21 protein-coding genes and 4 pseudogenes are annotated in these 25,290 nt (G+C 67.2%); 7 read left to right on the top strand and 18 right to left on the bottom strand.

The window, feature by feature from the left end; translation table 11 throughout:
• Positions 1-34: 34 nt before the first annotated feature.
• The 8 genes and pseudogenes from GTV32_RS20085 to eltD form a co-directional block, all read right to left on the bottom strand.
• Positions 35-514 carry a ribose-5-phosphate isomerase gene (locus GTV32_RS20085; protein WP_161061810.1) on the bottom strand — a complete coding sequence of 160 codons (480 nt, stop codon included), beginning with the start codon at positions 512-514 and terminating at the stop codon, positions 35-37.
• Positions 511-2,264, bottom strand: a pseudogene (locus tag GTV32_RS20080) (dihydroxyacetone kinase family protein). The gene GTV32_RS20085 and the pseudogene GTV32_RS20080 overlap by 4 nt, the downstream one beginning before the upstream one ends.
• Entirely contained in the window at positions 2,261-3,418 is a 1,158-nt protein-coding gene (locus tag GTV32_RS20075) for an ABC transporter ATP-binding protein (RefSeq protein ID WP_161061809.1), read from the bottom strand. The pseudogene GTV32_RS20080 and the gene GTV32_RS20075 overlap by 4 nt, the downstream one beginning before the upstream one ends.
• The gene (locus GTV32_RS20070; RefSeq protein WP_161061808.1) at positions 3,415-4,548 is read right to left on the bottom strand and encodes an ABC transporter ATP-binding protein; all 1,134 of its coding nucleotides are present in this window, start codon (positions 4,546-4,548) and stop codon (positions 3,415-3,417) included. Before GTV32_RS20070 ends, GTV32_RS20075 begins: the two co-directional genes overlap by 4 nt.
• Positions 4,548-5,441: a carbohydrate ABC transporter permease gene (locus tag GTV32_RS20065; protein ID WP_161061807.1), complete on the bottom strand. Its 894-nt coding sequence runs from the start codon at positions 5,439-5,441 to the stop codon at positions 4,548-4,550. Before GTV32_RS20065 ends, GTV32_RS20070 begins: the two co-directional genes overlap by 1 nt.
• A gap of 1 nt (position 5,442) precedes the next feature.
• Positions 5,443-6,399, bottom strand: a complete 957-nt coding sequence (locus GTV32_RS20060) for a sugar ABC transporter permease (RefSeq protein ID WP_161061806.1) — start codon at positions 6,397-6,399, stop codon at positions 5,443-5,445.
• A 14-nt stretch (positions 6,400-6,413) separates the two neighbouring features.
• Complete coding sequence (locus GTV32_RS20055; RefSeq protein WP_161061805.1) at positions 6,414-7,835, bottom strand: extracellular solute-binding protein; 1,422 nt, start codon at positions 7,833-7,835, stop codon at positions 6,414-6,416.
• A 61-nt stretch (positions 7,836-7,896) separates the two neighbouring features.
• Entirely contained in the window at positions 7,897-8,985 is a 1,089-nt protein-coding gene (gene eltD, locus GTV32_RS20050; protein WP_161061804.1) for an erythritol/L-threitol dehyrogenase, read from the bottom strand.
• Positions 8,986-9,155: 170 nt separating this feature from the next.
• On the opposite strand from eltD, the gene GTV32_RS20045 reads away from it, so the two are divergent.
• Positions 9,156-10,199 (top strand): sugar-binding domain-containing protein, encoded by a 1,044-nt coding sequence (locus GTV32_RS20045; protein ID WP_343287399.1) that lies wholly within the window; start codon positions 9,156-9,158, stop codon positions 10,197-10,199.
• Positions 10,200-10,251: 52 nt separating this feature from the next.
• Positions 10,252-11,043, top strand: coding sequence for a glucose 1-dehydrogenase (locus GTV32_RS20040; protein WP_161061803.1), 792 nt, complete (start codon positions 10,252-10,254; stop codon positions 11,041-11,043).
• On the opposite strand, the gene GTV32_RS20035 is transcribed toward GTV32_RS20040, so the two are convergent.
• The 4 genes and pseudogenes from GTV32_RS20035 to GTV32_RS20020 all read right to left on the bottom strand — a co-directional run bounded on the left by GTV32_RS20035 (position 11,028) and on the right by GTV32_RS20020 (position 14,360).
• Positions 11,028-12,527: an FGGY-family carbohydrate kinase gene (locus GTV32_RS20035; protein ID WP_161061802.1), complete on the bottom strand. Its 1,500-nt coding sequence runs from the start codon at positions 12,525-12,527 to the stop codon at positions 11,028-11,030. The genes GTV32_RS20040 and GTV32_RS20035 overlap by 16 nt on opposite strands.
• A 25-nt stretch (positions 12,528-12,552) precedes the next feature.
• Complete coding sequence (gene ispF / locus GTV32_RS20030) at positions 12,553-13,017, bottom strand: 2-C-methyl-D-erythritol 2,4-cyclodiphosphate synthase (protein ID WP_161061801.1); 465 nt, start codon at positions 13,015-13,017, stop codon at positions 12,553-12,555.
• Positions 13,018-13,166: 149 nt separating this feature from the next.
• Positions 13,167-13,829: pseudogene (gene ispD, locus GTV32_RS20025) on the bottom strand (2-C-methyl-D-erythritol 4-phosphate cytidylyltransferase); the annotation flags it as partial.
• A gap of 42 nt (positions 13,830-13,871) precedes the next feature.
• Positions 13,872-14,360 carry a CarD family transcriptional regulator gene (locus GTV32_RS20020; protein WP_161061799.1) on the bottom strand — a complete coding sequence of 163 codons (489 nt, stop codon included), beginning with the start codon at positions 14,358-14,360 and terminating at the stop codon, positions 13,872-13,874.
• 355 nt (positions 14,361-14,715) lie between these two features.
• On the opposite strand from GTV32_RS20020, the gene GTV32_RS20015 reads away from it, so the two are divergent.
• Positions 14,716-15,303, top strand: a complete 588-nt coding sequence (locus GTV32_RS20015) for a hypothetical protein (protein WP_202421852.1) — start codon at positions 14,716-14,718, stop codon at positions 15,301-15,303.
• A 126-nt stretch (positions 15,304-15,429) separates the two neighbouring features.
• Positions 15,430-16,809, top strand: coding sequence for a DNA repair protein RadA (radA, locus tag GTV32_RS20010; RefSeq protein ID WP_161061797.1), 1,380 nt, complete (start codon positions 15,430-15,432; stop codon positions 16,807-16,809).
• A 9-nt stretch (positions 16,810-16,818) separates the two neighbouring features.
• Here radA and GTV32_RS20005 read toward each other — a convergent pair.
• A pseudogene (locus GTV32_RS20005) lies at positions 16,819-17,348 on the bottom strand (PaaI family thioesterase).
• Between the two features lie 86 nt (positions 17,349-17,434).
• On the opposite strand from GTV32_RS20005, the gene disA reads away from it, so the two are divergent.
• A complete protein-coding gene (disA, locus tag GTV32_RS20000; RefSeq protein ID WP_161062656.1) occupies positions 17,435-18,517 on the top strand; it encodes a DNA integrity scanning diadenylate cyclase DisA in 1,083 nt (360 codons plus the stop codon).
• 19 nt (positions 18,518-18,536) lie between these two features.
• On the opposite strand, the gene GTV32_RS19995 is transcribed toward disA, so the two are convergent.
• Positions 18,537-19,679: a CoA transferase gene (locus tag GTV32_RS19995; protein WP_161061796.1), complete on the bottom strand. Its 1,143-nt coding sequence runs from the start codon at positions 19,677-19,679 to the stop codon at positions 18,537-18,539.
• Positions 19,676-20,863 carry an acyl-CoA dehydrogenase family protein gene (locus GTV32_RS19990; protein WP_161061795.1) on the bottom strand — a complete coding sequence of 396 codons (1,188 nt, stop codon included), beginning with the start codon at positions 20,861-20,863 and terminating at the stop codon, positions 19,676-19,678. Before GTV32_RS19990 ends, GTV32_RS19995 begins: the two co-directional genes overlap by 4 nt.
• Before the next feature lie 112 nt (positions 20,864-20,975).
• On the opposite strand from GTV32_RS19990, the pseudogene GTV32_RS19985 reads away from it, so the two are divergent.
• Positions 20,976-21,982: pseudogene (locus GTV32_RS19985) on the top strand (LacI family DNA-binding transcriptional regulator).
• Positions 21,983-22,041: 59 nt separating this feature from the next.
• On the opposite strand, the gene GTV32_RS19980 reads toward GTV32_RS19985, so the two are convergent.
• On the bottom strand, positions 22,042-22,827 hold the full coding sequence (locus GTV32_RS19980; RefSeq protein ID WP_161061794.1) for a hypothetical protein: 786 nt from the start codon (positions 22,825-22,827) through the stop codon (positions 22,042-22,044).
• 117 nt (positions 22,828-22,944) lie between these two features.
• Positions 22,945-23,580, bottom strand: a complete 636-nt coding sequence (locus GTV32_RS19975) for a carbonic anhydrase (protein ID WP_161061793.1) — start codon at positions 23,578-23,580, stop codon at positions 22,945-22,947.
• On the opposite strand from GTV32_RS19975, the gene GTV32_RS19970 reads away from it, so the two are divergent.
• Positions 23,579-24,475, top strand: coding sequence for an A/G-specific adenine glycosylase (locus tag GTV32_RS19970; protein WP_161061792.1), 897 nt, complete (start codon positions 23,579-23,581; stop codon positions 24,473-24,475). The two genes, GTV32_RS19975 and GTV32_RS19970, sit on opposite strands and share 2 nt — an antisense overlap.
• Here GTV32_RS19970 and GTV32_RS19965 read toward each other — a convergent pair.
• On the bottom strand, positions 24,432-25,271 hold the full coding sequence (locus GTV32_RS19965) for an alpha/beta hydrolase (RefSeq protein WP_272918294.1): 840 nt from the start codon (positions 25,269-25,271) through the stop codon (positions 24,432-24,434). The genes GTV32_RS19970 and GTV32_RS19965 overlap by 44 nt on opposite strands.
• Positions 25,272-25,290: the final 19 nt, after the last annotated feature.

The following is a 25,290-nucleotide window of genomic DNA, read 5'->3' as shown; positions in this document are numbered from 1 at the left end:
TTGACGTCGGCGAACGCGCGCGGCCCGCCGCCTCTCAGCAGGCGCTTCCGGTGCTCTGCCCCTCGTAGCCGCGCACGGCGTCGACCTTCGCCGCCGAGGCGCTGGTCGGGTCGAACTCGTAGCCCAACCATTCCCTGGCCAGTCGACGCGCGAGTTCCAGCCCGACGACGCGCTCACCGAAACACAAGACCTGCGCGTTGTTGGACAGGACCGAACGCTCGACCGAGTAGCTGTCGTGGGCGGTGACCGCCCGGATGCCGGGGACCTTGTTGGCGCTGATGGCGACGCCGAGCCCGGTGCCGCAGATCAGCAGGGCACGGTCCGCCTTCCCGTCGGCCACCATCCGGGCCGCGGCCACCGCGACATGGGGGTAGTCGGTGTGGTCGTCGGACCCGACTCCGACATCGGCGACCTCGGCCACCCGCTCGTCGGCCTTCAGGTCGGCCTTGAGGGCTTCCTTGTATTCGTAGCCCGCATCGTCTGATCCGACGACGATACGCAGTTCTGGACTCATCGGATTCCTTCCGTCGTCGTGTTCTCGGTGACGCCCGCGATGGCGTCGGCGACCGTATGGAGGCACATGGCCAACGAGGTGGCGCCGGCATCGGGTGTGCCGAGACTCCGTTCGGCCAGCGGCCGGGCACGTCCGACCTTGGGGCGAAGTCGTGCGGTGGCCTCGGCCGCCTCCGCGGCCTTCTCCGACGACGATCGCCAGGCGGTTCGCCACTCCTGCCCGTCGGCCACGCGCTGTTCGAAGTCGTCGACGAAGGGGAGCAGGGCGTCGAGCATCGTCTTGTCACCGGGAGCCGCTCCGCCGAGGGCGACCAACGCGTCGTAACCGTCCCGGAGACCTCCGGCGAGGGCGGCCGGTTCCGGGCGCCCGGTGTCGCCGAGTCTGGTCCCGATCGCGCCGAGCAGCGCACCCCACAAGACACCTGAGGTCCCACCGGCCTTCGCGGCCCAGGCCTTGCCTGCCGCACCGAGCACCGACCCCTGGCCGGCACCGGCGGCCACCGCCTGATCGGCCGCCGACGCTGCGGCCCGCGATCCCTTGACCATGCCGCGACCGTGATCGCCATCTCCGGCGACGGCGTCGATCCGGCCGAGTTCCTCCTCCGCCGCGACCAGCATCTCGGCCATCGCCTGCAATACTCGCGCCACCACGGCGCCGCCTGCGCGACCGTCGTCGTCGGCGAGCGCCGCGAGATCCCGCTGCCCTCGCCCGGCCGCGCCCTCGTCGACGCTGCGCCGTTCGCCACCGGACCGAGACATCGCCCCCTTGCGATACGCGGGAGTGTCCGCCGGTGCGCGCCAATATTTCTCGAGCTCGTCGTCGAGCCACATCACGGTGAGTGAACAGCCGGCCATGTCCAAGCTGGTGACCAACTCCCCGACCTCCGGTTCGACGACGGTATATCCGTGGTCCCGCAGGAGCCCGGCCACCGTGGACCAGACGACGAAGAGCTCTTCGTACTTGGTACGGCCCAGGCCGTTCAGGATCACCGCGACACGTTTCGACGACGACTGCGGAGCATGCTCGAGCACGCCGTCGACAAGCGTCCGGGCCAACTCGTCCGCCCGCGGCAGCGGCTCGTCGGAAACCCCCGGTTCCCCGTGGATTCCGAGGCCGACACCCATCGTGCCCGCCGGCACGGTGAACAGCGGATGATCGGCACCCGGCATCGTGCAGCCGTCGAAGGCGACGCCGAGTGTGCGCGTGGCGGCGTTCGCGGCTTCCGCCACCCGCACCACCCCGGTGATGTCGAGACCGGCCTCAGCCGCCGCGCTCGCGCACTTGAACACGGTGAAATCACCCGCGATCCCGCGACGCTTCTCCTCGTGTCCCGCCGGCGCGCTCGCGACGTCGTCGGTGACCGCGAAATAGTGTGCGTCGACACCTTCCGAACGCAATTCGGAGACGGCGAGACCGAAGTTCATCACGTCGCCCGCGTAGTTCCCGGTGGTCAGGAGGACGCCGGCATCACCGTGCGCGGCACGTGCCACCGCGGCCGCCTCGTCGGCCGACGGAGACGTGAAGATGTTCCCGACCACCGCGCCGTCGGCGAACCCTGCGCCGACGACGCCGCAGAACGCGGGGTAATGGCCCGAGCCACCCCCACCACCACGGCCACTTTGCCCGGGGGTGTGGCGGTCGCGCGGACGACACCTCCGGGCACCCCGACGACCTGCTCCGCATTCGCGTCGAGGAAACCGGCGAGCATGTCCTCGGTGAAGCGTGCCGGGTCGTTGTACAGCTTGGTCATCGCAGTCGATCTCCGCTTTCGGTGTCGAACAGGTACACGCGCTCCGGCGACGCGGTCAGCACGACCCGCTCCTCCGCCTGGTGGGTGTCCTGTGCCGGGGTGACGGTCACGATGCCCTCTTCCATCCCCGGCACGGTCGATGTCGTCAACCCGAATTCCAGGAGATGCTCGAACCATGCCACCTCCGCGTCGACGCCGGCCGCGTCCTCGCGAGTCCCGCGAGCCAGTGCGCAGTCCTGTGGACGCACCCCGACGGTGACCGATGTGCCGTCCGGAACCGAGGTCGCCGACGACTCCAGATACCCCGCGCCGGCGCCGATCTCGACCCGGGTGCGACCGTCGACGATGCGGACCACGCCGGGCACCACGTTGATCTGCGGCTCGCCGACGAACTGGGCGACGAACAGATTCGCCGGATCGTCGAAGACCTCGTCGGGCGTACCGAACTGCTGCACGACCCCGTTGGCCATCACGGCGAGGCGGTCGGCGAGCGACAACGCCTCCACCTGGTCGTGGGTCACCACGATCGTGGTGTAACCGAACTCGCGCTGCAGCACCTTCAACTCGCGGCGCACCCGGTTGCGCGCCGAGGCGTCGAGATGGCTCAGCGGTTCGTCGAGGAGCAGGACCGGCGGGTTGCGCACCAGTGCCCGGGCCAGCGCCACGCGTTGCTTCTGGCCGCTGGAGAGCCCCGCGGGGCGTAGCGACAGCAGGTCTTCCATCTCCAGACGGGTCGCGATCGAATCGACCATCTGCTCGGCGCCGGAGACCTTGCGGGCCTTGAGCCCGTAGAGAAGATTCTCTCGGACCGACATCGGCGGGTAGAGCGCGTAGCTCTCGAAGCCGACACCGACACCTCGCTTGGCCGCGGGCAGATCCGAGATCTCCCGGTCCCCGATCTTGATCGATCCGCTGGTCACGGTCTCGAGGCCGGCGATCATCCGCAGGGTGGTGGTCTTGCCGCAACCCGACGGCCCCAGCAGTGCCACCAGCTCGCCCGGCTCGATGGCGAGGTCGATCCCCTTCACGGCGGTGAACTCCTCCCGCCCACGTGCCGCGTAGGTCTTGACCAGTGCGTCGAGAGTGAGACTCTGTGCCCCTGCGGTGTTGTCTGTGGTGGTGGTCGTCGCGCCGCGACCGCGGGTGAAACTCATCGTGCTGCCTCCACGGATGTCTCGTGCCGGTTCCCGCCGAGACGGACGGTGTCCCCGTCTCCCGCTGCGAAGAAATGGACGTCTGAGCGGGCGATGGACATCACGGCATCTGAGCCTTCGCCCACCCCGTGCCGCCCGGTTGTCAGTGCGATCAACTGTTCGCCCGCGACCTCGACGGTGAGTTCGATGTTCCGGCCGAGTCTCTCGGCCAGCACCACGTGGCCGCGCAACTCGACGTCGACCGAGGTGTCGACCTGTGAGCCACGGACATGGAAGTCACACGGCCGCATCCCGACTCGGATCCGATCACCACGCGACACCGGAAGGCCGTCGGGTACCGCGACCTCGAGCCGACCGTCCCCGAGGCGCACCACTCCGTCGTCGACGACTCCGTCGAGCAGGTTCATCTCGGGCTGACCGAGCGAGCGCGCGACAAAGGTGTCGGCAGGACGGTTCCAGAGTTCTGCCGGTGTGCCGATCTGGACGAGACGACCCTCTCGCAGCACCCCGATCCGGTCGCCGAGTGCCAGCGCCTCCTGATAGTCGTGCGTGACGTACACCGTCGTGGTGTTCGACATCGCGCCCAGCTGTTTGAGTTCGGCCCGCATCGCGGCACGGAGCTTCGCGTCGAGATGGCTGAGGGGTTCGTCGAGCAGATACACGTCGGCGGGACGGACGAGCACCCGGCCCAGTGCCACGCGCTGCCGCTGTCCGTTGGAGAGTTCCCGCGGAAACCGTTTGAGCAGATGGTTGATGCCCAGCGTGGTGGTGACCTGATCGATTCGCTCCGCACGCTCGGCATCCGAGTACTTCCCGGTGCGGCCGGACTTGAGCGGCGACGCCAGGTTCTCGCTGACCGTCTTCTGCGGGTACAGCGCGTAGCTCTCGAAGGCCATCGCGACGTTGCGGTGATAGGGCTCGACCCGCGTCATGTCGACGCCGCCGATGTGTACCGAACCGCCGTCCACGTCCACCAGGCCCGCAATGGATTTCAGGGTGGTGGTCTTCCCGGCGCCGCTCGGCCCGAGGATGACGAAGAACTCACCGTTCTCTATCGCGACCGACAGGTCGTCGACCGCCGTGACCTTTCCGAACCGTTTGGTGATCTGTGAGAGATCGAGTGTTGCCATCAGGCCTTCACCGCCCCGAATGAGAGTCCACGAACGAGATACCGCTGAATCGTCAGCGCCAGGATCAACGGAGGCAGGGCCGCGATGATCGCTGCCGCCGCCGTCAGGTTGTAGTAGGCCTGCCCGCCTCCGCCGAGGAACTTGGTGATCGCGACGGTGACCGTGCTGGCGTTGCTGTCGGCCAGGATCAGCGGGAAGATGTAGTTGTTCCAGGCGAAGATGAACGCCAGCAGCGCGGCTGCCGCGATGCCCGGACGGACGATGGGCAGAGCCACCATGACGAACGCGCGCTTGCGGGTGTAGCCGTCGAGCAACGCCGCTTGCTCGAGATCCTCCGGGAGATCCTGGAAATACGATCGCAGAATCCACACCACCAGCGGCATGGTGACCAGCTGCAGCACCCAGATCATTCCGACCTTCGTGTCGAAGAGACCGATCTGGTTGTAGATCACGAACAGCGGCACGATCACCATCAGCTCGGGCGCGAACCGGAACGAGAGCATCTGGAACATCAGGTCGTTGGAGCCGCGATACTGCCAGCGGCCGGCCGCATAGGCAGCCGGGATACCGATAACGAGGGAAACGATCACGGCACCACCGCAGTTGATGAGACTCGTCAGCAGCGATGCCTTGAAGTCCACACTGGTCAGTTCGGTTCCCCTGCTCGACAACACGGTGCCGAAGTTCTCCCAGGTCGGGCTGAAGCGGAAGAAGGTGGTGGTCTGCTGCTCGTCGTTCTTCAACGCCAGCAAGAACATCCATACGATCGGGAACAGCGAGAAGACGAACCACACGAGAACCGTGAGGTCGGCCGCCACCGAGCCTGCGGTGAATCGCTTCCGCCCCGGCAACAATTCGGCCGGTGCCAGCGATGGCTTCCTCAACTTCGGCATGTCAGGACTCCGCTCCGGCAGCACGACGCTGCGCCTTGCCGAGCACGCTCACGAGGATGCGCGCTGTGATGAACACGATGATCCAGAGCAGCAGCATGTATGTGCTGCCACGCGAGTAGTCGAGATTGATGATCGAATCCTCGAACGCCCCGATCTGCAGGGTGCGGGTCGCGACACCCGGGCCACCTGCGGTGAGGACGTAGATGTGGTCGAAGACCTTCAGGTTGTCCATGAACCGGAAGATGACCGCGACCAGGATGTAGGGCCAGATCATCGGGAGCATGAGCTTGCGGAACATGTAGAACCAATTCGCGCCGTCGACCTCGGAGGCCTCGAACGGTTCCTTGGGCAGCGACCGGATGCCGGCCAGCACCAGGATCGCGACGAAGGGCGTGAAGATCCACAGATCGACGAGGATGACCGACCAGAGCGCGTTGGAACTCGAGAGCCAGTCGAAGGTGTTGCCCAGCCCCAGAACATGGTTGAGGATGCCGAACTGCGGGTTGAACATCAGCTTCCAGATCACGCCCGCGATCACCGGCGCGATCATCAACGGCAGGATCAGGACCTTCTCGAAGATCCGCCCGACGAAGCTCGACCGGTTCAGCAACAGTGCGAGGCCGACCCCGAGTGCCGTCTCCACCGCGGTGGCGACGACCGCGAAGATCGCGGTGACCGACACGCTCTTCCAGAAGATCTGATCGCCGAGCACCGACGCGAAGTTCTTGAACCACACGAAGTGGGGGTCCGGGTTCACCGCGGCATAGTTGAGGAACGCGTAGTACGCGCCGACGAAGAACGGGTAGAGGATGCCGATCACGATGATCAGCGCGGGCAGCGAGAGAAGGTACGGTCGCGCCTTACGTCGCCAGGTCGGCACCTCCGGGAGGTCTCTGGCCGCCGGCTGCGCTGGTTGCTTCGGCGTCGCGGGGGGCGCCTTGGGGGTCTGCGTCGTCATGGATGCCAGAACTCCTACAGGTTGACCTTGGACGTGTTGGTCTTGGCGAGGCTCCTCAGCCGGGATGACGCATCATCCCCGCCGTAGATGTCCTGCAGCGCGACCGCCCAGTCCTTGGTGGTGTCGAAGAACTTCTTCTGGGGTGTGAACTGGATCTTCGAAGATCCGATCACCGTCTCGAAGGTCTCGAGATATCCGGGCTGGTCGGCCGCCACCTTCTTGAAAGTCGTGTCGAACACCGACTTCCGTACCGGATCGGCATAGATCCCGCCCTCCACGGCCTTGTTCATCGACTCTTTACCGGTCGCCCATTGGATGAACAGCCAGGCCGGGAGCTTGTTGGCGGAGTTGGCGTTCATCGCCCAGCTCCACGTCCACAGGTTGGTCTTGTAGTTGCCGTCCGGCCCGGCCGGGCCGGGGTACCAGCCCAGGTTGCCCGCCTGTGCACTGGCTCCGGGCTTGTTCTTCGGGTATGTCGCCGAGTCCGCGTCGTAGACCATCATCGCGGTCCCGTCCCCCAGATCACCGGTGGCGTTGGGGTAGTCGTATGTGGTCCACGACGTCGGACCGGCCTTGTGCTGCATCTCGATCCACTTCTCGGTGAAGTCGATCGCCTTGTCACTGTCCATCTCGGCCACCAGCTCGTTGCCGTTGAAGGAGTAGTCGATCGCCCCCTCACGGGTGTACTGCGTCATGAACCCGGGATGGATCGTCGCCCATGATTTCGATCCACGCGTGGCTATCCCGTACCGGTTCGCGGACCGATCGGTGAGGTCGATGGCCAGCTGCACGAAGTCGTCGAAGCGGTCGGGCAGGCGGATACCTCGCTTGTCGAAGTACGCCTTGTTGTACGCGACCACGTTGTTCTCGAAACCCCATGGAATCGCCCACTGTCCGCCTGTCCCCAGCGGGCTACCGGTCTCGAAATCCCAGCGGGTGGACGTCCGCAGACCTTCGAAGATGTCGTCGAAATCGTATTCGGCGCTGGTGGCCGCGGAGTTCTGCAACCATGGCCCGAGGTCCTCGATCCACCCTGGCGGACCGTACTGCCAGATGAAGTATGCCCCGAGCATGAACGCATCGTGTTTGCCCGTGCCCCCGGCGAGTTCGGTGTTGAGCTTTGTGAAGTAGTCGGCCTCGGGGACGAGGTCGACGTTGACGTTGATCCCGGTGAGCTCCGTGAACTCGTGCAGCAGTGGTTGATACGACTGCTGGTACGGGTGCGGGGTCTGCAGGATGTTGATGGTCGATCCGGCCGCCTTGCGCCAGTCGAAGCCGCCGGTGATCGCCGACGCACCGTTGGGCGCATCGGTTCGGCCGCCGATCCCGCAGGCACCGAGCACCGGCACCGTGGCGGCCGCTACACCCGCGAGCCCCAACGCCCGCAACATGTTCCGGCGTGACATCTGCGGTCCGCCGAACCGTTCTCCACTCATCTGGCCCCTGTCCTCCGTATCACTGTCATGTCGCCGTCGGTGATGTCCACATCGGTCCCGATCACTGCGGGATGAGCGAGACCTTGACCGATTCGGTGCCCTTCGCGACGAGATCCAGGCCCTTCTGGAAGTCGGCGAGCGGGAGCTGGTGGCTGCAGATGTCGTCCATCGGCAACACGCCGGACTCGATCATGCGTATGGCCGCAGGCCAGCAGTAGGGCCCGAGATGGGCGCCGAGCACGTCGAGTTCTTTGTCGTCGCTGATGATGCTCCAGTCGACGGTCACGTCACTGCCGAAGACGCCGTACTCCACGTAACGGCCGAGCTTGCGCAGCAGATTGAGTCCCTGTGGGACGGCTGACGGGTGCCCTGTCCCCTCCAGGTACACATCGGCGCCATAGCCGTCGGTGAGGTCCCGGATGATCTCCACCGGGTCTTCCTCGGCGATGTTGATCACCCTGTCGGCGCCGCACCTGGCGGCGAGTTCGAGCTTCTCGGTCGCCATGTCGAGAGCGATCACGTGCATCGGGTTCTTGGCGCGTGCACCGGCGACCATACCCAGGCCGATGGGACCGCAGCCGGCCACCACCACGACGTCCTCGAAGCTGATCCGTGCTCGTTCCACGGCGTGCAGCGAGCACGACAGCGGCTCGGTGAAGGCAGCGTGGTGGGCGGGGATGTCAGGAGACACCTTGTGCACCAGCGCTTCAGCCGGGTAGACCATGTAACTCGCCATCGCGCCCGGCGTCCGCCGCTTGAATCCGTAGAGATCGTGCGGCGCGCACATGTGGTACTCGCCGCGCTTGCAGTACCGGCACTCCCAGCAGGGCACGATCTGTTCGGAGACCACGCGGTCGCCGACCGCGATGTCCCAGCGGCCTGCGGCGGCCTCGTCGAGCGCGACGACCTTCCCGACGAATTCGTGACCGGGGATCACCATCGTCTCGGCCCACGCCGGCCGATTCTCGTCGCCCCAGAACTTCGCCGCACCGTGGTAGCACTTCAGGTCGCTCGCACAGATGCCGACGGCCTCCACCCGGACCAGTGCCTCACCCGGTCCCGGCCGGGGCACCGCCACTTCCTCGAGGCGGTAATCCTCGGGACCATGGCAGATCACCGCCTGCATCTTCTCGGGAATCTGGTCGGACATCCGCTCTCCTTCTCCGTCCGGTCTCGGCTGCCCTCCAGCCCGATTGGGCGGATCACGCTGGGCCTGCCGTGTGGCTGGTGTCACAGTAGCGAGCTGTCGTAGCAAATGTCCAGAACGAATGTTCACAGAATTCATTTCATGATCATCTGTTCAATGACATACTCGTGAGCGTGGGACGGTCAGCACAGAACAGCCAGGCCGCCGGCCATCCGGCGCCGCACGACGCCGAGAACGGCCATTTTTCTCCTGCGCTGCTCTACGCCGCCGCGAAGCTGTACTACTCGGAGGACGCGACGCAGGCGGAGGTCGCCACTCAACTCGGCACCAGCCGGGCGACCGTCAGCCGTCTCCTGGCCGAGGCGAAGCGGCGGGGCATCGTCCGTATCGAGGTCGTTCCCCCGACCGGCGCCGAAAACGGCGATCTCGCCGACCGGGTGGCACGCGCCATCGGGTTGACCTCGGTGCACCTGAGTCTCCCTCTCCCGGCGCCTGGGCCGGGTCGTACCAGCGTGGACGTGATGGGCGGGACGCTCGCGCCGGTCGTCGCCCGCGCGCTCGCCGGCGCCGGACTGCTGCCCGGCGACGTGTTGCTCGTGTCGTCGGGTCGGACCGTCTACGAGGTCGCCCAGTTCGAGTTGGCCTCGCTGCCCGGCGTACTCGTGGTACCCACCGTCGGAGGCAACGATCAGCCCGAGGCCTGGTATCAGACGAATGAGATCACCCGACTGATCGCCGATCGGGTCGGCGGGCGTCCGAATTACCTGTTCGCACCGGCGCTGCCGGGACCCGACCTCTACCGTTCGCTGCTCAACGATCCGACGATCGAGCGGATCGTCCGCCTCTGGCCACACGCGCGCGCAGCATTGATGGGTGTCGGCGCCCCACCGCTGATGCGTTCGGACATCCCGCAATTCGTCCCCACATCATCCGCCTCCCTTCGAGATTCGGTGGGCGACGTGTGTTCGCGGTTCTTCGATCGCGACGGCGCTGCGGTGGATTTCGAGGGCGGCGACCGACTCATCGCCGTCGAACTCGAGTTGCTGCGCCACGTCCCCGTCGGTATCGCCGTCGCCGTGGGCGCAGACAAGGTCGAATCCGTCATCGCCGGCGCGCGCGGCGGATATTTCAATCAGTTGGTGACCGACCCGGCGACGGCGCTCGCGATCGTCGAGCGCGCCGATGCTCTACCGGACGGCGCCGTCACCGGCGCCTGACATCCGTTCCATCCACGACAACGCACCACCCGACCAGCCATGAGGTGACCCAGTGACAACCATGCCCAGCACCCAGCACACCGGCCATCTCGAGTTGCGCGGCAAACGCGCATTGATCACCGGAGCCACCAAGGGAATCGGCGCCGACATCGCCCACACTCTGGCCGCGGCCGGGCTGCGATTGGTGCTGACCGGCCGGGACGAGACCGAACTCGCCTCTGCGCGTACGAATCTGACGGAAGAATTCGGTGTGGACGTCGAGACGGTGGCCATCGATCTCGCGGACGTGTCCGCGCCGGAGCGCCTCGCCGATCTCGCGGTCGACCCCTTCGACGGACTCGACATACTGATCAACAACGCCGGGGTCTCGTACCCCGAGAAGGCGATCGACATCGATCCCGGACATTTCGACGCGACGATCACGATCAATCTCCGGGCTCCGGCACTCCTTGCCGCCGCCGTGGGCCGCCATCTCGTCGAACAGGGCACCGGCGGCTCGATCGTGACGGTGGCGTCGGCCGCCGCGCTGGCACCGCTGTCCGAGCACTATGCGTACTGCGCGTCCAAGGCCGGATTGGTCATGGCCACCAAGGTTCTCGCGCAGGAGCTCGGACCGTACGGCATCCGCGCCAATTCGGTGTGTCCGACGGTCGTCCTCACCGAGATGGGTCAGCGAGTCTGGGGTGACGAGGCAAAGGCGGCCCCGATGCTCTCGCGAATCCCGCTGGGCCGCTTCGCACTCCCGCACGAGGTCTCGAACACCGTCGCATGGCTCTGCTCGGATGCCGCGAGCATGATCAACGGCGTCGACATCCCTGTCGACGGCGGCTACACGATGGGTTGATGCCCCGACGTGGCGATCTCGGTCAAGCGATGGACCTGCGACTTCGTTGCCGGATAGAGCTCCTGCCACGTGGCATAGAGGTCGTCGTATAGTTCCCGATACTCGGGCCGCGGTTCGACAACCCGGGCGATCTTGGCCCAATCCGTCTGCGGGGGAACCAATCCGACGCCGATGGCGGCCAAGAGCGCGTCGCCGTAGCTGGCCCCGATGGTTTGCTCGGGGATGAGCTGCGGGCGACCGGTGATATCACTCATCGTCTGCACCCAGACATCGCTGCGCACCCCGCCACCCACGGCGACACTGCGCGTCGCGACATGCGCGTCGTCGAACCTGTCGAGTATCTGCCGGATGCCGAACGAGATCCCCTCGTAGGCAGCTCGGAACAGATGACCGCGTGTGTGCCGCAACGTCACCCCGGCCACCACACCGCGCGCCTTGGCGTCGAACACCGGGGTGCGTTCACCAGCCAGATACGGCAACACCAGCAATCCCTCACTGCCGGGTCGAACGGCTGCCACCTCGGCGGTGATCTCGTCGAACGCCGCTCCCCCCGTGATGGTCTGCAACCAGTTGATGAGACTGCCCGCCGTCGAGGTGCCCGCCGCCAGAGCCAGTGTGTCGGCCTCGATCCCCGCCGTCGTCCAGAGTGCCGGATCGCTGTGGTAGGCATCGATGATCTGCACGAGGAACATCGTGGAGCCGTACATCAGCATCTGGTCGCCGGACTTGCGGACCCCTACCGAGAACCCCTCCGAATACGCGTCGACGGTGCCCGCGACCACCGGCGTACCCGCGGGCAACCCGGTTGCCTCGGCAGCCTGATCGTGGACATGTCCGACGACCTCGGACGGCCAGACGAGGCGTGGGAGGGGCAGATGGCCGCAGATCCGTTCGGCCCACGCATCGTTCCACCGGAAGTGCCGGGTCTCGTAGAGCGGGTCACACTGACTCGCCGTGTGATGATCGATGACGTACTCGCCGGTGAGTTTCGCCGCGACATACGAATTGGAGCTGTACCAGCGGCGGGCGCGGGTGAAGACCTCCGGCTCGTGGCGGCGAACCCATTCGATCTTCGGTCCCACCGCCTGGCTCGACAGCACGGTGCCGGCACGTTCGATGATCTGCTCCGGGCCGAGCTCGAGGGTCAAGAGGTCGATCTCCTCGCTCGCCCTGGTGTCGATCCCGTAAAGGATCGCCGGGCGGCACGGATCGAGTTCCTCGTCGGTCAGCACCAGACAGGGACCGACCCCACTCACGCACACTCCGGCGATCCGTGTTCCGCGCGGCGCCTGGGCCACCAGACGCCGACTGAGATGACAGACCTCGTCCCACCACACCCGGTCCGGATCGAACTCGGCCCACCCTGGCCGCGGCAACGACACGCTGTGCGACAGCGTCTCGGCGGCGACAACCGAGCCCGAGGTGTCGACGAGCACCCCTTTCGAACTGCCGGTACCCATGTCGATTCCGAGCAACAGATCCACGTGCTACACCCTAACGGCCTCGGTCTCAGCGCCCTTCGAGCAACGCGGTGGCGACGGCTGCCACACCCTCGCCCCGGCCGGTCATTCCCAGTCCATCGGTGGTGGTCGCCGACACCGACACGGGCGCGTCGAGCGCCGCACCCAACACCCGCTGGGCCTCATCACGCCGCGGGCCGATCTTGGGCTGGTTACCGATCACCTGGACCGCGGCGTTCACCACGTGGAACCCGGCCTCCGCGACGAGCTGCCGGACATGCTCCAGCATCCGCACCCCGGAGACCCCGGCCCACTCGGGACGTCCCGTTCCGAAGACCGAGCCGACATCACCGAGTCCGGCCGCGGAGAGCACCGCATCACACAGGGCGTGCGCTCCGACGTCTCCGTCGGAATGACCTTCGCAACCCGGCGCGTCGGGAAAATGGAGTCCGACCATCCAGCACGGCGCCGCGGCGTCGACACGGTGCGCATCGGAACCGATGCCGACTCTCATGACCGGTGCTCCTGGGTCGGGTGGTCTCGATACGTCTCCTCGCTGCGCTCGTCGACTACTCGACCAACGGCAGGCCTCTCCCGACCGGCGGAAGGGGTGGCTCGACCGGCAGAAGGGGTGGCTCGACCGGCGGGAGATGATTCGGCGGTGATGTCCCGCGCGATGCGGAGATCCCACGGGGTGGTGATCTTCATCGCCAGCGGGTCACCCGCCACCACGTGGACCGGGATACCGGCACGTTCGGCCAGTCCCGCATCGTCGGTGGCCAGGCCGGACGCATCGGCGTGGGCCTGCATCAGCGCGGAGCGGGTGAACCCCTGCGGGGTCTGGATGGCACGTAGACGCTCGCGATCGACGGTCCGGACAACCAGCTCGCCGGGCGTCGACGAGCCCGTCACCGGTTCGACCTCTTTGAGCGTGTCGACCACCGGCAGCCCCGGGACGACCGATGGATGACCGGAACGGACTGCCTCGACGACCCGATGAAACACCTCGGGCGGCGTGAAGGGACGTGCCGCGTCATGGACCAGCACGATGTCGGAGTCGGTGCCGGCGATACCGGCGCGGACAGATTCCGACCGATGGGATCCACCTGCCACCACGGTGGCATCGGGGACGAGGCGCGCGGCCTCGTCGATCAGATCTGCGGGAACCACCACGACGACCGTGTCGGCGACACCCGCTCGCAGGATGCCGTCGACACAGCGTTCGAGAATGGTCGTACCGCCGCCCAGATCGACGAAAGCCTTCGGGATCGACTCACCCAGCCGGCTCCCCGACCCCGCGGCCGGAACGACCACACTCACCGTCACTCCGGCGCCGCCGGGATGCCAGTCACGTGTAGTTCAGTCGGATCAGGAGGCCGCGGCCAGCACCTCGTCGAGAATGCTCGTCGCCTTCTCGTCGTCGGTGTTCTGCGCCAGCGACAGTTCGTCGACCAGGACACGGCGAGCGCGAGTCAGCATGCGCTTCTCGCCTGCCGACAGTCCGCGGTCCTGCTCGCGACGCCACAGGTCACGAACGATTTCGGCAACCTTGATGATGTCGCCCGAGATGAGCTTCTCCTGGTTCGCCTTGAAGCGGCGTGCCCAGTTCGTGGGCTCTTCGGTATGCGGGGCGCGAAGCACCTCGAAAACCTCACCGAGACCCTCCGCGCCGACCACGTCACGCACACCGACGTATTCCAGCTTCGTCGAGGGGATCTGAACGGTCATGTCACCATCGGCAACTTTGAGAACGAGATATTCGATCTGTTCGCCCTTGATGGTCCGAGTCACGATGTCCTCGACCCGAGCAGCACCGTGATGTGGGTAGACAACGGTGTCGCCAACTTTGAAATTCAATGTTCCGTGCCCCTTTCGAGTAGACCCAGTCTAGCACGGGCGTCCGAGAGGGCCCACACAACGGTGCAGGTCAACGCGCTGTACCGGGCCGTCCGGCCATACCTCGCGGGGCTACGGACCAGCACAAACCGGGCCGTGATCGGCCCCACAGCGCCGGCGCCGAAACCCACTCCGGCACATCATCGCACCACCGTCCGCGGCACCAATCCGGCACCCGATCGGACTTTTGCCATCGCCGCCCACTACGCTGCGTAGTGCAGGGTTCACGCATGTGCGTATCGGCCTTTCGAATACCTGGGAGGAACGGGTGTCAGTGCTTCGGAAAACCGCTCGGCGTTCGGCTGTCCGTACGCGCATGGGGCGTACGGCCAAGGTGACCGCGATCGCCGCCGCGGGCATCGCTCTCGCACTCGGCAGCACCGCGTGCGGCGCGGGCCAGATCTCGCAGACGGCGAGCCAGGAACCCGCCGTCAACGGCAACCTGGCCAACATCGGCTCGATGCAGCTGCGCAACGTGCAGATCATGTACCCGACCGACAAGTCCGACGAGGTCTTCGGCAACGGCGGGCCGTTCGAGATCTCGTTCGTGATCAGCAACGTGGACCCGGTCCTCAACGACCGTCTGGTCGCCATCGACGCCCCTGCCGGCGGCAAGGTGACCATCGAGGGTGACACCAGCATCGCTGCGGGACAGGCACTTCGCGCCGGCAAGCCGGTCGGGCTGCTCGAGCCCGAAGACGTCCAGACCACCGACGAGGAGAAGCGCCTCACGGTCACGCTGTCGGGAGCAGGCGACTCGGTCGCACCGGGCCTGACGACACCGCTGAAGTTCCGCTTCGAGAAGTCCGGCGAGGCCACCGTCGACACACCGGTCGACTCCGGCACCAGCCTGCCGCGCCAGGACAAGATCCGCGAGGCCGAGGCCCCGCCCGTCGAGCACTGAGCTCCGCCGGCGCCTGCCGACATTCGAACCATCCGCCCCCATCTCCGGACTGACCGGGATGGGGGTGGATTGCGTTGCGGGGACTGTCACCGGCCGGTTGTCAGGGGCGGTCACTAGGCTGACCGGGTGGCAAAACCGAAGTCGTCCTTCCGCTGCAGTGCCTGCGGGCACGCGGTCGCGAAATGGGTGGGCCGCTGCCCGGAATGCGGCGAATGGGGCACGGTCGACGAAGCCGCCCCGATCGGTGGCGGCGGCGGCAACGCGGTCGGCGGCATCGTCCCGACCCGGCCGGCCCGACCGATCACCGAGGTCGATGCGAACTCGTCGGTCGCCATTCCCACCGGCATCGAAGAACTCGACCGGGTCCTCGGGCGTGGCGTGGTGCCCGGCTCGGTGATCCTGCTCGCGGGTGAACCGGGCGTCGGCAAGTCGACACTGCTGCTCGAGACGGTCAAACACTGGGCCCACCGCGGCCAGAAGGCGCTCTACCTCACCGGCGAGGAGTCGGCCGGACAGGTTCGGATGCGCGCCGAGCGCACCGATGCCGTCCACCAGAACGTGTATCTCGCGGCCGAGACCGATCTGGCGACCATCCTCGGCCATGTCGAGGAGGTGAATCCGTCACTCGTGGTGGTCGATTCGGTCCAGACGGTCGTCGCGACCGGAACCGATGGTGTCACCGGTGGCGTCACCCAGATCCGCGCGGTGACCACCGCCCTGGTGTCCATGGCCAAGAATCGCGGGATCGCCGTCGTGCTCGTCGGACACGTCACCAAAGACGGCGCCGTTGCCGGTCCACGTTCGCTCGAGCATCTGGTCGACGTCGTCCTGTCCTTCGAGGGCGACAAGCATTCCAGTCTGCGGATGGTGCGCGGTATCAAGAATCGTTTCGGCGCTGCCGACGAGGTCGGCTGTTTCGAACAGCGCGACGACGGCATCCATCAGGTACCCGACCCGTCCGGGATCTTCCTGCATCAGCGAGAGGCCGACGTCACCGGTTCGACGACGATGGTGACGATGGACGGCAAGCGCGCACTGGTCGGTGAGATCCAGGCGCTCGCAAACAAGAGCACGATGGCGACACCCCGCCGAGCGGTCTCCGGCCTCGACTCGGCCCGCGTGGCAATGGTGCTGGCCGTGCTGCAGGCTCGGCTCGGCGCGCCTCTCAACGATCAAGAGGTCTATCTCGCGACGGTCGGCGGAATGCGCGTCACCGAGCCGGCCGCGGATCTGGCGATCGCACTGTCGGTGAGTTCGGTGCTCGACAACACCCCCATCCCGCACACCACGGTCGCGATCGGCGAGGTCGGGCTCGCCGGCGAGGTTCGGCGGGTGTCCGCGGTGGCCAAACGGGTGACCGAGGCCAAGCGACTGGGCTTCCGTCACGCCATCATCCCGGCCGGCACCGACGAGACGTTGCCGTCGGGGATCCGCGTCACCCGCGTCGGTGACCTCGAACAGGCAGTCCGCGCGGGGCTGGCGAATATGGTCGACGCACCGTTCTGAGCCGCGAGGTCAGGGGCGGGACAGGCGCCGCTTGTACTCGTCCGAGATCTGGCTCTTGTCGAGGTGATCCGCGAAATGTTCGCGGGCGTTGATCGACACGAAGATCGCGTGGGCCACCGCGACCGGCTGATCGGGGTCACCGATGTGGGCAACACCCTCGGTGTAGAGCTTGCGACGCTGACGGCCGAGCAGGGTGGCGGTGAACTCCAGCGTCGACCCGACCGGGATGGGGCGCAGGAAGTCGACCTCGAGGTGCCCGGTGACCGCCGACGGACCGACGAGCAGCGGCGCCATCCCCATCACGTCATCGAAGGCGGTGGTCAGGATGCCGCCGTGCAACACCCCCGGTCCCCCTCGAAGTGCGTCTCCACGGTCATCGACGCGGTGATCGTGAAGTCCTCACCGGCATACATCTCGAGGTGCAGACCGTGCGGCGAATCCTCACCACACCCGTAACACATCGGATTGTGCATCCGCATCCGCTCACCCGGCCGCACGGCCTTCGGGTGACGTTCGACGGGGTCCAGGTCGGTGGGCACCACAAAACCACTCTTCACGTCCCGATACCCTATCGGTGTACGGCCGCCGGCGGACAGCCGCGTGCGTGCCACGGAGAAGAGGCGTGATGGTCGAGATCGCGAAGTCAGAGCTGACCAGGGAGACCCTGGCACGGGTGGCCCCGGGTACCGGCCTGCGCGACGGCCTCGAACGCATCCTGCGCGGCGGCACCGGCGCCCTGATCATCCTGGGTCACGATTCCGACGTCGAGAAGATCTGCGACGGTGGGTTCCACCTCGACGTCGAGTTCGCCCCCACCCGCCTGCGCGAGCTCGCCAAGATGGACGGTGCCGTGGTGCTCTCCACCGACGGCAAGCGGATCGTGCGGGCCAACGTCCAGCTGGTGCCGGATCCGTCGATCCCCACCGAGGAGTCGGGTACGCGACATCGCGCCGCCGAACGCACCGCCATCCAGATCGGACATCCGGTGATCTCGGTCAGCGCGTCGATGTCGATCGTGAGCGTCTACGTCGACGGCGCGCGGCGCGTGGTCGAGAGTCCGGATCCCATCCTGTCGCGCGCCAACGTCGCCCTCGCGACGCTCGAGCGGTACAAGACCCGCCTCGACGAGGTCATCGCAGGACTGTCGCGCGCCGAGATCGAGGACTACGTGATGCTCCGCGACGCGATGTCGACCGCGCAGCGGATGGAGATGGTCCGGCGGGTGTCGGTCGAGATCGAGGAGTACGTTCTCGAGCTCGGCGCCAACGGCCGCCAGGTGAGTCTGCAACTCGAAGAACTGATCAGCGACAACGACACCATGCGTGAGTTGTTGGTCCGCGATTATTACGCCAGCCCCGAGCCGGCGAGCACCGAGGAGGTCCGGCAGGCCCTCGAGAGCATCGAGCAGTTGTCCGACGCCGACCTGCTCGACCTCACCCTGCTGTCCGGGGCCTTCGGTTATCCGACGACCATCGAGGCCCAGGACACCGCGATGAGCCCGCGCGGCTACCGGCTCCTCGCGCGGATCTCGCGGCTGCAGTTCGCGCACGTCGACCGGCTGGTGCGGAGCTTCGGAACGCTGCAGGCCCTCCTCGCGACGAGCGCCGCCGACCTCCAGGCGGTCGAGGGCATCGGCAGCATCTGGGCCCGTCACATCCGTGAGGGGTTGTCGCGGCTGGCCGAGAGCAGCATCGAGCGATACGAGTAGCGACGGCGGCGACGACTCGCTACGCGTCCTGGAACAGCACGCCGTGTTCGTCGAGGCGTGGCGGCGCCGAGCGGTAGGTCGCGGGCGTCGCGCTCATCCGGATCGGATTGGCCACCTGTCGGATCGGATCGTCACGTCGCGGGTCGTCTATCTCGACGACAGGCGTCAGTCCGAGTCGCTCGGCGAGCGCGATGGCATCCGCGATGTCGTTGAGCGGACCACACGGCACCCGCCGGCCGGTGAGTGCCGCGAACCAGTTGTCGGCGGTGTCCTGGGAGAGAAGCGAATTCAGGATGTCGACGAGATCGCCTCGATGCGCGACCCGGTCGCTGTTGGTCGCAAACCTGTTGTCGGAAGCCATCTCCGGCCTGCCGAGAGCGTCGACGAGCGCAGCGAATTGACGGTCGTTGCCGACGGCGAGTACCAGCGGGCGGTCGGCGGTCTCGAAGACCTCGTAGGGCGCGATGCTCGGATGGCGGTTGCCCATCGCATGCGGGACGACCCCGGCCGTCACGTAGCCCGACGTCTGGTTGACCAACGCCGACAGCAGCGACGAGAGCAGGTTGACCTCGATCCGCTGCCCCTCGCCGGTCCGGTCCCGGTGGCGCAACGCCGACAGGATGCCCACGGCGGCATGTAATCCGGTGATCACGTCGACCATCGCGACGCCGACCTTCGTCGGATGGTCCGGATCGGCACCGGTGATGCTCATGAGGCCGCCGACAGCCTGGATGAGGAGGTCGTAGCCGGGGAGCTGATGGTCGCCGCCGAATCCGGTCACCGAGCAGTAGACGACGTCGGGATTGATCGACACGGCGTCCCGGTACCCGAGACCCAGCCGGTCCATCGTGCCGGGCAGGAAGTTCTCCACGACCACGTCGGCGCGCGCGACCAGTCGTCGGGCGGCGGCGAGGTCGTCGGGGTCGGTGAGATCCAGTGCGGCCGACTGCTTGTTGCGGTTGACCGACAAGAAGTACGACGATTGCGCGTCGTCGGGATCGCCGACCCACGGCGGTCCCCAGCTGCGGGTGTCGTCGCCGGCACCCGGCCGTTCGATCTTGATCACCTCCGCCCCGAGGTCGGCGAGCAGCATGGTCGCATACGGGCCGGCGAGCACCCGGCCGAAGTCGGCGATCACCAGGTCGTCGAGGGCACCGCTCACCGGAATGCGCCCTCGCCGGTCAGGGCCTTGCCGATGGTGAGCTGATGTACCTCGGATGTGCCCTCGTAGGTGAGCACCGATTCCAAGTTGTTGGCGTGGCGGATGACCGGGTATTCGAGCGTGATCCCGTTGGCGCCCAGGATTGTCCGGCACTGGCGGGCCACTGCGATCGCCTCGCGCACATTGTTGAGTTTGCCCGTGCTGACCTGCTCCGGGGTGATCTCGCCGCGGTCCTTGAGCCGGCCGAGGTGATAAGCCAGCAGATGACCCTTGCCGACCTCGAGTGCCATGTCCGCGATCTTGGCCTGGGTCAGCTGATATCCGGCGAGGGGCTTGTCGAACACCTCCCGCGTCTTGGCGTAGTCGACGGCCACCTCGAGGCAGTCCCGGGCGGCGCCCACCGATCCGAAGATGATCCCGAAGCGAGCCTCGCCGAGACTGGTGAGCGGGCCGCGCAATCCGCGCGCCTCCGGCAGCATCGCCGACTGCGGCAGGCGGACGCCGTCGAGCACCAGCTCCGAGGTGACCGACGCCCGGAGCGAGACCTTCTTGTGGATCTCCGGCGCCGAGAAGCCCGGCGTGTCGGTCGGCACCACGAACCCGCGGATGCCGGCCGCACCCTCCTCCAGATCGGTCTGCGCCCACACCACCGCGACGTCGGCGATCGAGCCGTTGGTGATCCACATCTTGGTGCCGTTCAGCACGAAGTCGTCGCCGTCACGCTTGGCGTGGGTACGCATCCCGGCGGGATTGGACCCGAAATCGGGCTCGGTCAACCCGAAGCATCCGATGGCGTCGCCAGAGGCCATGCGCGGCAACCACTCCTGCTTCTGCTCCGCACTGCCCCAATGATGGATGGAGAACATGGCCAGCGAACCCTGCACCGAGACCAGGCTCCGGATGCCGGAGTCCACCGCCTCGAGTTCGAGACACGCGAGGCCGTAGGTGGTGGCGCTCAGGCCCGGGCAGCCGTAGCCCTCCAGATGCATACCGAGCGCACCGAGCGACCCCAGCTCCTTCGCGATGTCGCGGGCCGGGAGCCGGCCGTCCTCGAACCATTCCGCGATGTGCGGCCGCAGACGTTCGTCGCCGAATTTCCGGACGGTGTCCCGGATCGCGATCTCCTCCGGCTCGAGAAGTGAATCGAGCGCGAAGAGCTGGCTCAGGGTCTGCGGTCGGGACATCGGGGCCTCCATCGAGCGTGCGAGAACGATTGCAAGAACGTTTGCATCGACTAATGTAGGGCTGCTGCGTTGAGCCGTCAACCGGCGTGGGACCAAAGGGAGGTGAGCGTGCATGCGAGACGGGAACCGGGCTCCGACCCTCAAGGAGATCGCCGAACGCGCAGGTGTGCACGTCTCCACCGCCTCCCGCGTCCTGCGTCAGCCCGAACCGGTCGACGGCTGGTCGGCGTCGGCACTACGGGTGCGCGAGGTCGCGGTGGAACTCGGCTATCAGCCCAACCTCTGGGCAGCCAGTCTGCGGACGCGGAAGACCACCACCCTCGGCGTGGTGATGACCCGCCTGACCGACGGGGTGGTCGCGACGACCTATCAGGGCATCGAGGAGGCCGCCTCCCTCGCGGGATATTCGGTCCTGCTGTCGAGCCCGCCCGACGACCTCGACGCCCAGCGCCGCGCGATCGAGTTGCTGGTGGGCCGCCAGGTGGACGGCCTGCTCCTCAGCAGTCTGCACGATCCCGGGCGGCCGTTCATCGAGAGCCTCCGCATCGGCAACGTCCCGATGCTCGCGGTGACCCGCCACGCCGGGTCCGGCCTGCCCTTCGTCGGCGGCGACGACCTCCGGGGCGGCCACCTCGCGGCACGGCACCTGCTCGACCGCGGGCACACCGACATCGCCGTCGTCGCCGGGCCTCGCCACGCCACCACAGCGGGCGACCGCTTGGCGGGCTTTCGCGACGCGCTCCGCGGGGCGTCGGTCGAACTGCCCGCAGACCGGATCGTGCACTCCACGTTCGAGGTCGACGGCGGCATCGCCGCCGGCCGCGCCCTGCTCGACTCCCCGCGCGTCCCACCGCGATCTTCACGGTCTCCGACACCATCGCGATCGGCGTCATGGGCGTCGCCCGCGACCTCGGCCTGCGCATCCCCGACGACCTGGCGCTCGTCGGCTACAACGACATCCCCGTCGTCGCGCAATTACCGGTGCCGCTCACCACGATCCGCTCGCCCGCGCACGAGATCGGCGCGACGGCGGCCCGACGGTTGCTCGAACTGGCGGCCGGCGACGAAGCGGAGACCGTCCGGTTACCCGTGCAACTCGTCGTCCGCGCCACCACCTGAGGCGATTTCGTAGCAATACTCCGCGCCCACCGCGGATTGTTGCTACCGAATCGACGGAGTCACGGCTGGGCCGGCGCCACCACGTTGAACGTGATCGGCGCGGACTCCTTCTCCCCTATCTTCCCGATGGCTTGGTAGGCCCCGACCGCGATCGGCACGCGCGGCTTGTCGCAGCCGGGGCTGCTCGTGGTGCCCGACCATGTGATGGTGTCGCGCACCTGCTGCGAGGGTTTGAGGTTCACGTTGTTGACCGTCTGCAACGGCGAGCAGTCACGAGCCGACCAGAGCGTCCGCGTGCCGTCGAGGGTGCGGACCACCACGTCCTGCGCCGCCTTGCCGACGTCGCGCGTGCAGTCGGTGAGACCGGCGTTGGTGGTGACGATCGTGAAGACCGGCTGATCGCCGGTCGAGTAGGTCGGCTTGTCGGTGTACAGCACCACCGAGATGTTCGCGTCGGGGCACAGGCCGGATGCCGGCACGGGGCCCGGAGCCTGCGCGGCTCCGCTCGGCGCGGGCACCGACGACGACACGGCCGAACCGCCGACCCCCGCGGCAGCGTCTGCGCCGGGCACTCCGCTACTGGAACCGCTGCCACCGGTTCCCCCACCGGAGACCTGACCGCTGGCCGACGGGTCGGAGGACTCGGCAGGCGGCTCACTCGAATACGCCGTCGACGACGCAACGGATGACGAGGCCGCCGAATTCGACGGGTCGCCACCGTTGCTCCCGGTCGCCCAGATGATGAGTCCGATGATCAACGCAAGCGCGACGGCGGCACCACCGATGGCGACGATCCGACGTCGCCAATAGATCTCAGGTGGTAGCGGGCCTTGCGGTTCGATCACGGGACCCACGCTAACGGCCCCTGTTCACGCCGCGTCCGATCCCGCTCGGCGTGTCGCACAAACAGGGCCTGACCGGCCAAAAGTCTAAAGTTGGGGTTCAGCCCGCAGTCGGTCGGTTCAGGCGTCGACGGTCTCGACGCCGTCGATCTGTCCGATGACGCCGCGGATCTGTGCCCGTCCCTCGCCGAGCTGATAGGTGAGCCCGATGATCGCGAGCCTTCCGTCGGCAACCCGGTCCGCGATGACGCGGCTGCGCTCGATCAGCTGCCGACCGGTCTCCAGGACGTGCCGCGCCTCGAACTCGTCGACGCGCGTCAGCCCCTCACTGCGGCCGGCCAGGATGCTGGGACTCACCTTCTCGACGAGCTCCCGGATGTAACCGCCGGGGATCTCCAGGTTGTCGAGCGCGTTGAGCGTCGCCTTCACCGCGCCGCAGCTGTCGTGGCCGAGGATCGCGATGAGCGGGACCTCGAGGACCTCGGCGGCGAACTCCAGCGACCCCAGCACTGCCGAGTCGATGACCTGACCCGCCGTGCGGACGACGAACATGTCGCCGAGTCCTTGATCGAAGATGATCTCCGCCGACAGCCGCGAATCCGAGCAGCCGAACAACACGACGTGCGGGTGCTGTCCCGATGTCAGACGCTCGCGATCCTCGATACCCTGTTTGGGATGTTGAGACTCGCCGGCGACGAACCGATCATTCCCTTCCTGCAGGATCTTCCAGGCTTCGGTGGGAGTCACTTGGCTCATGGCCACTAGTGTGCCACCGGCCGTTCTGCTCGGCTGGTTCGACCTCCACGAGCGCGACCTCCCCTGGCGCGCACCCGGACTGTCCGGCTGGCAGATCCTGATCAGCGAGATCATGTTGCAGCAGACGCCGGTGTCCCGCGTGGTCGGGCCGTGGCGCGAGTGGGTGCAGCGATGGCCGGTGCCGTCGGCCATGGCGGCCGCATCGCCGGGCGAGGTGCTGCGGGCGTGGGGCAAGCTCGGCTATCCCCGCCGGGCGCTGCGACTCCATGAGTGCGCGACGGTACTCGCCGAGCACCACGACGATCGCGTCCCCGACGACGTCGACACCATGCTCACACTCCCCGGCATCGGGGACTACACCGCCCGGGCCGTGGCCTGCTTCGCCTACGGGCAGTCGGTTCCGGTGGTGGACACCAACGTCCGGCGGGTCATCGCCCGGGCGGTGCACGGCCGGGAACAGCCGGGCAATCCGTCCCGCACCGACCTCGCCGATGCCACCGCCCTCCTGCCGCGCCGCGCGGACGACTCCGTCGACGCCACGGCACCGCGATTCTCCGCCGCGCTGATGGAACTCGGCGCGCTGGTGTGCACGGCCCGCAACCCGCGGTGCGACGACTGTCCGCTCGTCGACTGCACCTGGATCCGGCTCGGCAGGCCCGCCCACACCGGGCCCGTCCGCAAAGTACAGAAGTTCGCCGGCACCGACCGACAGGTCCGCGGACTGCTACTCGACGTCCTGCGTGGCACCGATCAGCCGGTGCTCCGCGCACGATTGGACACCGTGTGGACCACCGACACCGCACAGCGCGACCGGGCCCTCGACTCACTGCTCAGTGACGGTCTGGTCGAACTCACCGACGACGGTCGGTTTTGTCTTGCAGGGGAGGCGAATTGATGACCCAGCCGGCCGAGGTGGTCGGCAGTCCGGCCGCAAACGCCTCCACCGCACCGCGATAGATGTCCGGGGCGTCGTCGTGCACCAGATGCCCGGCGTCGGGCACCTGTAGGTACTGCGCCCGGCCGCTGGTCGAACACATCATGCGCATCTGGCCCGGCGGTGTCACCGAGTGTTCGGCCTCGATCACCAGCGACGGAACCCTCACCGTCTCCCACTCGGACCAGAATTCGCGACCACCCCACTCCTCGGCGATCTCCGACCAGACGGGCAGGCTGCCGTGCAACCGCCCGTCGTCGAAGGCCTCGTAGAAGTAGCGGCCGGCGACCTCACCGAACATCTCCTGCGCGTGTGACATCGATTCGAACCGATTGGGCCAGCTGTCGAACCAGGGCGTCCAGCTGCGCGTGGACCGCCCGCGAAAGTCGGGCGCCATGTCCTCGATCACCAACGCCGACACCATCTCCGGATACGCCGCGGCGGTACACCAGGCGTGCAGCGCGCCCATCGAGTGGCCCACCAGAACGGCAGGCCCCTGATCGATCCACACCAGGATCTCGGCGAGATCGGTGACGAAACGCTCGGTGCTCAACTCAGCGCGGTCGGCAGGCGCCTCGACGTCGGCGCCGGTGTGGAAGGCGGCGTCGAAGGTGAAGACCCGACCGTGCCGACGCAGCCACGGGATCTGGCGGCGCCACGTGCGTCCGCGTCCCATCAGCCCGTGCAGCAGGACGATCGGGCCGACACCGCGAATCGGCTGGCCGTCACTGTCGGTGGGCCCGCCGTGATCGAGCAGACCGATCTCGGTGCCGGCC

The sequence above is a fragment of the Gordonia sp. SID5947 genome (genome assembly GCF_009862785.1).
Classification (GTDB): domain Bacteria; phylum Actinomycetota; class Actinomycetes; order Mycobacteriales; family Mycobacteriaceae; genus Gordonia.
Note: the sequence above shows the minus strand (reverse complement) of the source record. Positions and strands in the feature narration are given on the sequence as shown.